Annotated in this window: 11 protein-coding genes; 4 read left to right on the top strand and 7 right to left on the bottom strand. The window is 71.4% G+C overall.

Going from position 1 to position 10,901, the window contains the following annotated elements:
* Window positions 1–58: 58 nt before the first annotated feature.
* The gene (locus tag ACSNOG_RS08130; RefSeq protein ID WP_436751868.1) at window positions 59–937 is read right to left on the bottom strand and encodes a TauD/TfdA family dioxygenase; all 879 of its coding nucleotides are present in this window, start codon (window positions 935–937) and stop codon (window positions 59–61) included.
* A gap of 238 nt (window positions 938–1,175) precedes the next feature.
* Window positions 1,176–1,598: a hypothetical protein gene (locus ACSNOG_RS08135; RefSeq protein ID WP_436751869.1), complete on the bottom strand. Its 423-nt coding sequence runs from the start codon at window positions 1,596–1,598 to the stop codon at window positions 1,176–1,178.
* A 180-nt stretch (window positions 1,599–1,778) separates the two neighbouring features.
* Here ACSNOG_RS08135 and ACSNOG_RS08140 point away from each other — a divergent pair, with 180 nt between their 5' ends.
* The 3 genes from ACSNOG_RS08140 to ACSNOG_RS08150 all read left to right on the top strand — a co-directional run bounded on the left by ACSNOG_RS08140 (window position 1,779) and on the right by ACSNOG_RS08150 (window position 5,512).
* Entirely contained in the window at window positions 1,779–2,984 is a 1,206-nt protein-coding gene (locus tag ACSNOG_RS08140) for an ATP-grasp domain-containing protein (RefSeq protein ID WP_436751870.1), read from the top strand.
* Window positions 2,981–4,681 (top strand): IucA/IucC family protein, encoded by a 1,701-nt coding sequence (locus ACSNOG_RS08145; protein ID WP_436751871.1) that lies wholly within the window; start codon window positions 2,981–2,983, stop codon window positions 4,679–4,681. Before ACSNOG_RS08140 ends, ACSNOG_RS08145 begins: the two co-directional genes overlap by 4 nt.
* 219 nt (window positions 4,682–4,900) lie before the next feature.
* Window positions 4,901–5,512, top strand: a complete 612-nt coding sequence (locus ACSNOG_RS08150; protein WP_436751872.1) for a hypothetical protein — start codon at window positions 4,901–4,903, stop codon at window positions 5,510–5,512.
* A gap of 155 nt (window positions 5,513–5,667) precedes the next feature.
* Here the strand turns inward: ACSNOG_RS08150 and ACSNOG_RS08155 are convergent, their stop codons facing one another.
* From ACSNOG_RS08155 to ACSNOG_RS08165, 3 genes are read right to left on the bottom strand one after another with little or no spacing between them, the layout of a single operon-like run.
* Window positions 5,668–6,132, bottom strand: coding sequence for an SRPBCC family protein (locus ACSNOG_RS08155; protein ID WP_436751873.1), 465 nt, complete (start codon window positions 6,130–6,132; stop codon window positions 5,668–5,670).
* Window positions 6,120–7,043 (bottom strand): RNA polymerase sigma-70 factor, encoded by a 924-nt coding sequence (locus ACSNOG_RS08160; protein ID WP_436751874.1) that lies wholly within the window; start codon window positions 7,041–7,043, stop codon window positions 6,120–6,122. Before ACSNOG_RS08160 ends, ACSNOG_RS08155 begins: the two co-directional genes overlap by 13 nt.
* A 45-nt stretch (window positions 7,044–7,088) precedes the next feature.
* Entirely contained in the window at window positions 7,089–7,622 is a 534-nt protein-coding gene (locus ACSNOG_RS08165; RefSeq protein WP_436751875.1) for a hypothetical protein, read from the bottom strand.
* A 303-nt stretch (window positions 7,623–7,925) separates the two neighbouring features.
* On the opposite strand from ACSNOG_RS08165, the gene ACSNOG_RS08170 reads away from it, so the two are divergent.
* A complete protein-coding gene (locus ACSNOG_RS08170; RefSeq protein ID WP_436751876.1) occupies window positions 7,926–8,702 on the top strand; it encodes an isocitrate lyase/PEP mutase family protein in 777 nt (258 codons plus the stop codon).
* Window positions 8,703–8,737: 35 nt separating this feature from the next.
* Here the strand turns inward: ACSNOG_RS08170 and ACSNOG_RS08175 are convergent, their stop codons facing one another.
* Window positions 8,738–9,616: an aminoglycoside phosphotransferase family protein gene (locus ACSNOG_RS08175; protein ID WP_436751881.1), complete on the bottom strand. Its 879-nt coding sequence runs from the start codon at window positions 9,614–9,616 to the stop codon at window positions 8,738–8,740.
* Window positions 9,617–9,688: 72 nt separating this feature from the next.
* Window positions 9,689–10,201 (bottom strand): RDD family protein, encoded by a 513-nt coding sequence (locus ACSNOG_RS08180; RefSeq protein ID WP_436751877.1) that lies wholly within the window; start codon window positions 10,199–10,201, stop codon window positions 9,689–9,691.
* Window positions 10,202–10,901: the final 700 nt, after the last annotated feature.

A 10,901-nucleotide genomic window follows, 5' to 3' on the forward strand; every position in this document is an offset into this window, starting at 1 on the left:
CCGGCGACGGATTCGCCACCGGGCCGGAACCATCGGGCACCGCCCGGAAATCCAACGATCAGTCGGCCCACACCCGCGCCAGGCAGCGGCCGGTGTGCAGTGGGGGCGGGTCGGCGAAGGGAGTCCTGCCGTGCAGGACGGCCATGTTGTCCACCAACAGCAGGTCGCCGCGGCGGAGCCGCACGCGCAGGGCCATGCGAGGGTCCGCCAGTACCTCGTCGAAGGCGTCCAGCGCCGCCATTTGAGCGGTGGACAGCGGCTTTCCGTGCTCTTGCTGGCCGCGGGTGATCCAGTATCGGTTGTACTGCACGTGGAGGCGGCCGGCGCTGCGCCGGAAGACGGGGTAGATGTGTTCGAAGTCCGGCCCGCGGCCGAAGTGGAAGTCCTGGTAGAGGTCAGGCAGGACATCGGGTCGGGACCGGAGCAGTACGTTGTGTACGGCGTGGCCGCTCACCAGCACCGATTCGCCACCGTGGCGCGCCGGGCGGATGCACAGCATGCCCAGCAGCCGTGGAGGTCCGGGGAACTTCGCCCGGTCGGTGTGCAGGGCGAGCTCTGTGTCGGTGGGGTGCGGACGTGCCGGGGGTGCGGGGGCGGGGGCCGCAGCCGTCACCAGGTTGTCGCCCGGGTGGTCCGGGTTCACCGGGCGCACGTCGCCCAGCGGTGCCATGAACCGCCGGCACGCCTCGACGCACTCTTCATCGGTCAACGTGTCAAGGTCGAGGCCGCGCACCACAGCCAGACCGGGCCCCTGGCTCAGGCACTGCGCGGCCCGGGCCACGGGATCGGCACCGTCCCGGCCTGAGGGCGCGTCGCCGGCGGCTCGCCCGGGCGGCCGGGCGAGCAGCGGAGGCTCTAACGGGACGAGCCAGTCCCGTTCTTCCAGCATCGCACCCTGCCACACGGAGGGCCCCGCGGCCGCAACGGGTGTGTCCATCAGCGGGCTCCTTCCAGTCCTTCGTTCCCTTGTCATCACCGGGTGGATCGGACCGGACATACATCAGGACGAGGTCATGTGATCTCCCCCTGCTGGATGGTGAGGAAGGCGGCCACGGCACGTGAGGATATCCGCAAGCAGGGGGCCTCGTAGGCCCCTCGTCGGAAGAGGGCGTCCTCGGCCCCGCCTCGGGCGGCGGCCTCCCTCCCGCACAGCGCGACGGCAACAGGCAGGCGTCTCAGGGCCGGACCAGGAGGCCCACCGTGCCGAACGTGTGCGACGCCCCGTACTGCTCGTCACCGCGGAAGGTGGCGACGTAGCCGTTGGTCAGAGTGCCGGCGCTCGCCGTACCGAGGCGGAGGGGTCCGATGCACGCGGCTTCGCCCTCGGCGCCGGTGACGGCGCGGCAGATCTCGCTGCCGTCGGGGGTCGTGAACTCCACCCGCTTACCCCTGAGCGGCTTGCCGGTCTCGGCGTCGTACAGAAAGGCCCTGGCGCCGATGGAGGGCGGGAAGAGGTTGGCGTTCGCGTTCTGGGCGGAAAGGCGCGTCGCATGCGGTTCGCGGGAGCCGTGCTCCCCGTGGGCCGAGGCGGCCTGCGTGCAGGAAAGGACCGTCGCGGCGGCGAGGACCACGGTGCCGAACCAGGACCGTACGGACATGGGGTCTCCTTGAAAGGCGGGTTCCGGAGCTGCATAATCCGCTCCTCATATCGCTCGATTAACGGGGAGGTGCGGCGGAGGTTACGGGGCGAACGGACCGGGCTGCGTGGCGTGCGGCAGTCCAACTACGCTACTTGGCAGAAGGGTTGACATGACCGATGCCAGTTCTACAGTTCCCTCGTGCTGTATTTGCTGGCGCTGCCCCCGACCGACTCCGTCACCGAGGGCTATCTCCCGGCCGCGGCCCGGATGGGGCTTGACGTCACACTGCTCACCGACGCACCCGAAGCGCACCGACAGGCCTACGAAGGGCGCGGCGGGGACGCGTGGCCCCGGATCGACATCGTCCCCTGCGAGGTACGCGACTTCCGCGAGGTGATCGCCCGCATCGCGGCGCTCGACCCGCGGCCGGAGGCCGTGTTCACCAACAGTGATCACCTCCAGGTGCAAGCCGCGCTCGCTGCCGACTGGTTCGGCCTGCCGGGCAAGAGCTGGCGGGCCGCGCTGCTCACCAAGAACAAGGCGCAGATGCGACGGGCCCTGGCCGAGGCGGGGCTGGAAACCGTATGGAGCGCGGAGTTGACCCGGCCCGGGGACGCGGAGGATGTCCGGCCGCCCTTCCCTTGTGTGGTCAAACCCCGCGAAGGGGTGGCCAGTGAGGACGCCGAGCTGGTCGCGGACCGGGCGGAACTGCTCCGCCACTGCCGGAACGTGTGGTCCCGGCGGCCCGGCCTGCCGTTGGTCGTCGAGGATTACCTGGCGGGGCCGTTGCGCACCCTGGAGACCCTGGGGGACGGACGCGTCCTGCACGTCCTCGGTTCCTTCGAAGAAGTGGATGTCGTGCCACCGCACTTCGTCCTGCGGCGCGCCGATCTGCTGCCTGTGCCGCCCCCCGCACACGTGGAGCAGGTCGTTGCACGGCTCGATGCCCTCGATGTCGGGTTCGGCGCCTGCCACACCGAGTTCGTGGTCCAGGGCGAGCGGGTCCGCGTGATCGAAGTCAACTACCGCTCCGCCGGCGACCAGGCCGACCTCGGCCTCGCCGAGGCGCTCGGCATCCCTTTGTTCGAGCACATCCTCGGCACCCACCTCGGCCATCCGCTCCCGGCTGACCTCGGCGCACGGAGAGCGGGACGGCTGCTCCGTATCGAGACCGTGCATGCCGAGCGCGCCGGAGCCCTCACGTCCGCACCGGGGCCCGCGGAGTGGGACCGGGACGGGGTACGGCTGGTCTACCGGCCGCAGCGCAAGATCGGCGAGGAGCACCCCCTTCACCACTCCGACCGCGACCACCTCGGCGTCATGCGGGCCACCGGACCCGACCAGGACCGGATCGGACGTGTCGTGGCGGCGTTCCTCGCCGCCCACCGCTGGGAGATCGCGTGACGGCGGAGGAGGACGAAATCCTCGCCCGCGCCCTCGGCGCCCTGCTGCGGGAAGACCCGTACGACCTGCGCCCCGGGGCGGTCGTCGAGCGACGGCCCGACGGAGACTGGCTCGCCCTTCCCGAGGTGGACGTTCCCGTACGTCCCGACGGCTTCCAGTGCGAGATCCGGGTTCGCCCGGTCCCCGGCCTCGGTGGCGTACTTGACCGGCTGCGCGAGGCCGTGGCCGAGCGGGATCTGCCGGGTTTCGACGCCTTCCGTGCCGAATGCGACCAGGCTGTGGCCGTGGCCCGGTTGCAGTGGCGGGAGCGGTCCCGCACGGTCGAGAGGCTGGCCGAGGAGCACGGGCCCGTGGAGGAGTGGACGGGGGTACGGGGTTCCCTCGCATTCGAGGCGCTGGCGGCCTTCCGGGACCACCCGGTCTACCCCACCGGCCGGGTCCGCATCGGTCTCGACGAACGCCAACTCCTTGCCTACGCACCGGAATTCCGGCCCGCCTTCGGCCTACGCTGGCTCGTTCTGCCGCGTGACGCGCTGACCCTCGGACGGCGAGCCCGGCTGCCGCCCTGGTGGCCGACCCCCGCCTCCCTCGGCCTGGCCCGGTCCGCCGACGAGTACCTGGCCCTGCCCGTTCACCCGCTCACCACCGAGGGCCCCCTCGCCGGGGCCATCACCGCCGCCGGCCTCGGCGGCAGCGCGCGGCTGGCCGAGACGACGTGGCCGGCCGTGATCCCCACCCTGTCCATGCGGACCGTCGCCGTTGCCGACGACCCCGGCGTCCACATCAAACTCCCCCTGGCCACGTCCACCTTGGGACTGCTCAACCGGCGCACCATCAAACCGGGTGTCCTGGCCAACGGCGAGTGCGGGCAGCGCCTGGTGGCGGAGATCGCCGCTCGCGAGCCCCGCTTCGCCGACGCCGTACTGCTCACCGACGAACGCACCCACCTCGGCGCGGGCCACGAACTGCTCGCCGCGCTGGTCCGCCGCTACCCGTCCGGCCTCGACGACGCCCATGTGGTGCCCGTCGCCGCACTGCTGGCCACCTGCCCCGACGGCCGTCCCGTCGTCGACGTGCTCGCCGAATGCCATTACAAGGGCTCGGCGATCGCGCTGTTCGACGCCTACCTCCGACTGCTCCTGGACTGGCACACCACCCTCTTCTCCTACGGCGTCGCGCTGGAATCGCACCAGCAGAACACCTCGATCGTCCTCGACGGCCACGGCGGCCTCCCCCGGATGCGGCTCCTGTTCAAAGACAACGACGGGCCACGCGTGCACCCTGCGCGCCTTGCCGCACGGCTCGGCGGGGCGGCAGCCGCCGCTCTGCTGGGCTTCACCGATCCCCGGGTCCTCGTCACCGACGACGGCCCGCTGGCCGACCTGTTCACGACCGTGCCCGTTCATCTGTGTGCGGCTGCCCTTGCCTTCGAGATGGCCGAACGCGGGCGGGCCCCGTTGGACACCTGGCTGGGGCTCCTCCGGGACCGGCTCACCGAAGCCGTCGACCGGCTTCCCGCGGAACCGGCCGCGGTGCTGCGCGCCCGGGTGCTCAAGGCGCCCCGGCTGCCGATCAAGGCGATGGTCACCGCCGGAACGCTGTTCAGCAAGGACCGCTCGGGGGCCGTGGACATCAACAAGTACTACGTCGACGGGCCCAACTACATGCTCCACAACGGTTCGGGGCGGTCGGCATGACCACCGACACCCCTCTCGTCGGCCTCTCGTCGGCCTCTCGTCGCAGCCCACGTGCACTACTGCCTGCACCGCCGGCCGGTTCGGCTCTCCTTGGCGGTGGTGCGCCGGGACTCTAGCCCGTGCGGCGGAGGCGGTTAGTCCTCTCGGGCGATGATCAGGGGGTGGCTCGGCGGCCAGGATGGATCACGTCGGACACCGAACAACTCGCCAGGAGCCACCGTGATTTCCTCCCGCCGCAAGACCGCCGCCGTACTCGCCGCCCTCGCCGTGACCGTCACCCTGGCCGGTGCCTCCACCGCCTACGCCGAGCACCAGGAGGTGCGCAAGCCCGCGGTCGCGAGCGTGACCGGGAGCGCGACGTTCGAGCTTCCCTACTGGAAGGACAAGGACGTCCGCTCCTTCAGCTTCGACGCGCACGGCGCCCCGTACACCCACGCCCTGCCGGGAGCACCGCAGGGTCTGCCCTTCGACGCCGAGGGTACGGTCAAGGTCTCGCACTACTTCGCGGACCGGAACGTCATCCACACCGCCGAAGGCCGGGTGGACTGCCTGGTCACCGCGCCGCACACCGCGACTCTGACGGCGGTCATCACCAAGGTCAGCCCCGGTGGGCCGGACTGGGTGGGCAAGCGGATGGGCTTCAGCGTCCACGACGGCGGCAAGGGCGAGCCCGACCGGGTCGGCTTCTCCTGGAACGGCCTGAACCTGGACGACAAGGGGCAGGACGTCCCCGTCGGCACCTGCATGGCCCCCGCGCCCTACGCGCCCGTCGTCAAGGGCGGCTACACCGTAAAGCACGCCGAGCTGCCCACGCCTCCGTGGAAGAAGTGACCGCGGTCGCTGCCTTCCGCCGCTGCTCGGCGGCGGTACGGAGATCTGGACCTGTAACCAAAGCGACGGGCAGAGCCTCCGGATCCGGGACCGCAACGACTCCGGCGCCCAGCAGTGGGTGGGCGGTCAGCACGAGCCCGAGCCCCCGTGATTGCTCAGCGGCCGGCCCCGGACGGCCGGGCCGCCAGCGCCCGGTCGGCGGACTTGAGGATGTTGCCGAACGTACGGGTGATGACGGGCCGGGCGAAGTGCCGGGTGAGGAAGGGGCCCAGGAGGGGGACGGGGATCTCGGCGCGCGTGATCCAGCGGACGTGGGTGCCGCCGTCGGTCTCCGTGAACGTCATGCGGCCGAGTTCGTGGCGGGACGGCGGCAGGCTGCGCTCGACGACGTACTCGGTGGCGTACGGCGGGTCGTAGTGGGTGATGCGCTCGCGGAACCATCCGATCAGCCAGAGGTGGTTGCGCACCGCGCCGGTGCCGTAGGCCGCGCCCTCGCCGCGCCGGGCCAGGCGGCAGCGCAGCACCAGGGGCGAGGAGGTGTAGTTCGTGGTCGTGGTGAGCCAGGCGAAGACGTCGTCGATCGGAGCGTCGATGGTGCGCTCGACGGTCATGGTTTCCATGGCTGGCGTTCTCCCCTGTCGAGTGGGTGCACCGCATCGGTACGGTGCAGCTTGTCCGGGTTGCGCATGACGTAGAGGCCGGTGATCTGCCCGGCGTGGATCTCGAAGGCGAGCAGCCAGTCGAGCGTGCCGTCGGTGAGCGAGCGGGCCGCGGGCATGCCGTTGTACGTGGCGTACTCGATGCGCGTGGCCGCGGTGACGCTGGTGCGGGCCACGCCGAGGACGTACCGTGCGACGTCGGCCCGGCCGGTGATCGGGTGGCGGGCGGCGGACACCTTGCCGCCGCCGTCGGAGACCTGCACGACGTCGGGCGCCAGCAGGTCCATCAGCGCCTGGACCTCACCGGTGGTCGCCGCGAGCAGGAACCGCTGGACGACCTCCCGGGCGGCCGCCGAGTCGGGCTCGAAGCGGCGGCGGCGCGCGTGGACGTGCCGGCGCGCGCGGTGCGCGATCTGCCGGACCGTGACCTCGGTCTTCCCGATCGAGGAGGCGATCTCGCCGTGGGTGTAGCCGAACACGTCGTGCAGGACGAACACCGCGCGCTCGGCCGGGCTCAGCGTCTCCAGGACGAGCATCATGGCCATCGACACCGACTCGTTGAGGATCGCGTCCTCGCTCACCTCGGGTGCGGTGCGGATCGGCTCGGGCAGCCACGTGCCGACGTAGTCCTCGCGGCGCGCCTTGAGGGCGCGCAGGTGATTGAGGGCCTGCCGGGTCACCACGCGGACCAGGTAGGCGCGCGGATGCTCGACCGTGTCCGGGTCGACCGCGCTCCACCGCAAGTAACTCTCCTGCAGTACGTCCTCGGCATCGGCGGCGCTGCCCAGCATCTCGTAGGCGATGGTGAACAGCAGCGGACGATGCTCGGTGAAGGCGTCCACGACGACCGGCTCCTTTCTTCGGGCACCCATCGAGACACACCGGACCGGCGAACCGTGACACCCATCGACTGTGATTCAGTTCACATGGGCGGGGTGCGGCGAGGCCGCGCCCCTCCGGCGCCGGTAGTAGTGCACGGTGGTCGCACCCAGGAGCGGGCCCCACAGGAGCAGCGGCGCGTAGGCGATGTCGAGGAGGCAGATCCCCCACGGGGAAGCGTCCATGTCCGCGTGGAACGTCGTGTAGACGAACAGCACGCCGTAGACCGTCGTTGCCAGCGTGCCGAGTCCCGCCAGGCCGGTGGCGAACAGCACCGGAATCGGGCGCCCCCGCAGAAACGGGATCCAGCGCGGCCAGACCTCGCCCCAGCCCTGCACGAGACCGAGGGCGAGGAACGCGAAGAGCTCCGAGACCACGCTGAGGAGGACGAGCCACAACGACCCCCACCCGGGGACGCCCATGGTGTCGTACTCCGACGGCGCCAGGCCCACCGGGACGCCCATCGCGATGGCCAGACGCCACAACGCCGACGGCACATTGGTCAACGCGGCACCCATGGCGGCGCGCTCCGCCCAGGCCGGTACGCCCGGCAGCGCATTCACTTTCAGCATGCGCTCCACACTGGCCGCACGGGCACCGCCACGCGTCGGCCTGCGGTCCCGGCCGGCTCCGCCGAGCGGTGGAGGCATGCGTACGACCGGCTGCGGAGCAGCGTGTGTCCCGACATCCTGAACAGCCGCAACCACCTCGCGGCGACCCTGGATGCTTCACGGGCCGCTCGCCGCAGGCGGAACCGCTGGTTTCTGCGAGGCACGCACCTTCGCTGACGAGGGATGGCCGTGGCCCAATGGCCCAGGAAACGGGCCTCCAAGTGGACCACCCCTGCGGTTCCCTCCGCCTTTACGGTCGTCCGTATGACAGCACTTACCGGCAATGCCGTCTCCTTCCGTGGCCTGCACCACGACCGGGCCGGGCGCGGCCCCCTCGTCCTGCCCGGCCCCTGGGACCCGGCCAGTGCCCGCGTCTTCGCAGCGGCCGGTTTCCGGGCGCTGGCCACGCCGAGCGCCGGCATCGCGGCCTCCCTCGGCTACGCGGACGGCAGTACTCCTGCGGGCGAGATGTTCACCGCGGTGGCCCGCATCGTCCGGGCCGTCGCCGAGGACGGCGTGATGGTCTCCGCCGACATCGAGGACGGCTACGGCCTGCCGCCCGCCGAACTCGCCGAGCGGCTGCTGGAGACCGGCGCCGTCGGCTGCAACCTGGAGGACAGCGACCGCACCACGGGGCGGCTCAAGGACCCGGCCGAGCAGGCCGAGTGGCTGGCGGAGGTACGTGCCGCGGCCGGTGACCGGCTCGTCATCAACGCCCGCACCGACACCTTCCTGCGGAGCAGCGGGTCGGCAGCGGAGGACGCCGCCGCCGCGATCGACCGGGCCCGGCTGTACGTCCTCGCCGGTGCCGACTGCGTGTACCCCATCGTGGCCCCCGCCGCGCTCCTCCCGGAGATCACACGCGCCGTTCCCGCACCGGTCAACGCCATCGCCCTCCCCGGCGGGCCCGGGCCGCGCGAGCTGGGGGAACTAGGCGCGGCCCGGATCACGTTCGGCGGCGGGCTCCACCGGCGCACGATGGCAGTGGTCGAGGACATGGCGGTCGGCTTGTGGAAGACCGGGGACGCTGAGACGAGCTGACCCGCTGACCCGCGGTGCCCTGCCGGGGCTCGCGCTCAGCCCGCGAGAACCTGCTCGAGCACGTAGCGGGCGTTGGCGGAGATGACCGGGTTGGTCTTCCGGTAGTACGGCAGCTGGATGACCGCCATGGACAGTGCCCAGCCGCGGCCGCGCGCCCAGGTGTCGTCGTCGACGTCCACGCGGTCACGGAAGGCCTTCCGCGCGGAGGACGGCAGCAGGTTCCACGCCGGAATGAGATCGACGGCGGGGTCGCCGAGGCCCGCGGTACCGAAGTCGAGCACCGCGGCCAGGCGGTCGCCGGAGCCCAGCAGATTGCTCGGCATGAGGTCGGAATGGATCCAGCACGGCGCCGCCGGCCAGTCGGGGACGGCGAGGGCGGCCTCCCATGCGGCGAGGATCGCGTCGGCGTCGAACGGCTCGTCCGTGCGCCGCAGCGCCTCGATCGCGTCCCGGGTCTCCGCATCGGCACCGGCCAGCGGTTCGCCTCGGTGCGCCGGAGGGCCGCCGGCGAGGTCGGCCTTGCGGATGGCGGTGACGAAGGCCGCGAGGTCGCGGGCCAGCTGCTCGGGCCGGGCCGTCCGGCCCTCGACCAGGGTCTCGCCCTCGATCCACCGGTGGACGGACCACGCCCAGGGATAGCCCTCGCCGGGCTCGCCCAGCCCGGCGACCGCCGGGATCGGCACGGGCAGCAGCGGAGCCAGCTCCGTCAGCCACCGCGCCTCCTGGTCCAGCGCTTCGGCGCCGCCCGCCGTGAGCGGCAGGCGGGCCGTCAGCTCGTCACCGACCCGGTAGATCGCATTCACCGTCCCACCGGACGGCAGGCGCCGGACCGGCAGGTCCGCCCACTCCGGGAACTGGGCACGGAGCAACCGCCGAACCAGGTCTGTGTCGGTTTCCGCCTCGTCCGCATGCATCTTGACCACGCATCAACCTATGTCTCCAGGGCCGATCGACGGCAAGGGATTTACCACCGCCGAGGGCTCGGATCAGTGCAGGTCCTTGCTGCGTACGTAGCGCAGCCCGCAAGCGTCCTCGTACGGGTCGCCGTCCGAGCCGAACAGCCCCCACACCGGCTGCATCGGCAGCCAGGTCAGGCCGAAGAGCCAGCGGCCCACGGTCCGCCAGAAGCGCGGCCGCCCGCCGTCGGCCTCGCGCACCACGCGCGTCACGAGCAGGAACTTGCCCACGCTCGTCCGGAACACCAGGGGGCCCAGCACATGGTTGACGAAGGACACCCCGAAGAAGCACGCGGCGGCGTAGGCGCAGAAGACGAAGCCGAACTTGTCCTCCGCGAGCCGGACGGTGAGACCGAGACCGGCGACGAGCGTGATGGTGCCGTCGACACCGGCAGCCAGCATGCGGCGGACGTCACCGATCGGCTCGGGGACGGCGGGAGGCTGCGGATACGGCTGAGCGTACGGGTAGGGCTGACCGTACGGCTGATACTGCTGAGGTGGCTGGTGTTGCTGAGGTGGCTGGTGCTGCTGGTAGTCGATCACGGGAGGTCATCATGCCCGACGACTGTCACAGCTCATTCTCAGGTTGATGCCCGAGCAGAACCGAACAGGTTCGGCCACGTGGACGGCGCGGCTACCATCTGCGGATGGCTCGCAAGGAGAAGGCCGCACGCCGCCTCGTAGTCGACGGGAAAACGTTCATGTGGTCGCTCGGCCACACCCACCGCGCACTCGGCGACGGCCGGTACGAAGCGTGCTGCGAAACGCTCGTCATCCGCCTGTTCAAAGCGAGAGGACGCCTTCGCATCTCCTTCACGCAAGGCCCCGGCAGGCTCGTCCCGGACGGTTGGTTCATGCCGTCCGGTGCGGTCGGCACCCCCGAGGGCGGGCTGTTGAACCTGCACGAGCCGGGCACCGTCAGGGCACTCCTGGACGAGGCGCTGAGCAGAGGGTGGCGTCCCGACGACCCTCCGGTCGAAGAAATGGACGGCTGGAGCCTCTTCGAAGCCGTCGCCGCACACCGCGGGACGGTTCCACTCCAACGCCCCCCCGGCACCCGAGCCCGGCAGCGGGGAGGATCCACGCGGGTAGCGAGCGGGTCCCGGGCCGAGGCCGTGTGCTCCTTCAGCAGGCCGGCGCGGGCGGTACCGGGCGGGCACCGGCGCCGCCCGTGCCGTCCCTACTTTCCGGGGGCTGCCGGAGCGCTCGGATGGGTGTTGCTGACCTCCGGGAGGGGTGGGGC

Source organism: Streptomyces sp. URMC 124 (genome assembly GCF_051386455.1).
GTDB lineage: Bacteria > Actinomycetota > Actinomycetes > Streptomycetales > Streptomycetaceae > Streptomyces.

What these genes read in the sequence shown, in the direction of transcription:
- ACSNOG_RS08155 (WP_436751873.1), bottom strand. Translation starts at nt 6,132, where the DNA reads ATGGAAACCATGACCGTCGAGCGCACCATCGACGCTCCGATCGACGAC.
- ACSNOG_RS08165 (WP_436751875.1), bottom strand. Translation starts at nt 7,622, where the DNA reads ATGCTGAAAGTGAATGCGCTGCCGGGCGTACCGGCCTGGGCGGAGCGC.
- ACSNOG_RS08170 (WP_436751876.1), top strand. Translation starts at nt 7,926, where the DNA reads ATGACAGCACTTACCGGCAATGCCGTCTCCTTCCGTGGCCTGCACCAC.
- ACSNOG_RS08175 (WP_436751881.1), bottom strand. Translation starts at nt 9,616, where the DNA reads ATGCATGCGGACGAGGCGGAAACCGACACAGACCTGGTTCGGCGGTTG.
- ACSNOG_RS08135 (WP_436751869.1), bottom strand. Translation starts at nt 1,598, where the DNA reads ATGTCCGTACGGTCCTGGTTCGGCACCGTGGTCCTCGCCGCCGCGACG.
- ACSNOG_RS08160 (WP_436751874.1), bottom strand. Translation starts at nt 7,043, where the DNA reads ATGGGTGCCCGAAGAAAGGAGCCGGTCGTCGTGGACGCCTTCACCGAG.
- ACSNOG_RS08130 (WP_436751868.1), bottom strand. Translation starts at nt 937, where the DNA reads ATGGACACACCCGTTGCGGCCGCGGGGCCCTCCGTGTGGCAGGGTGCG.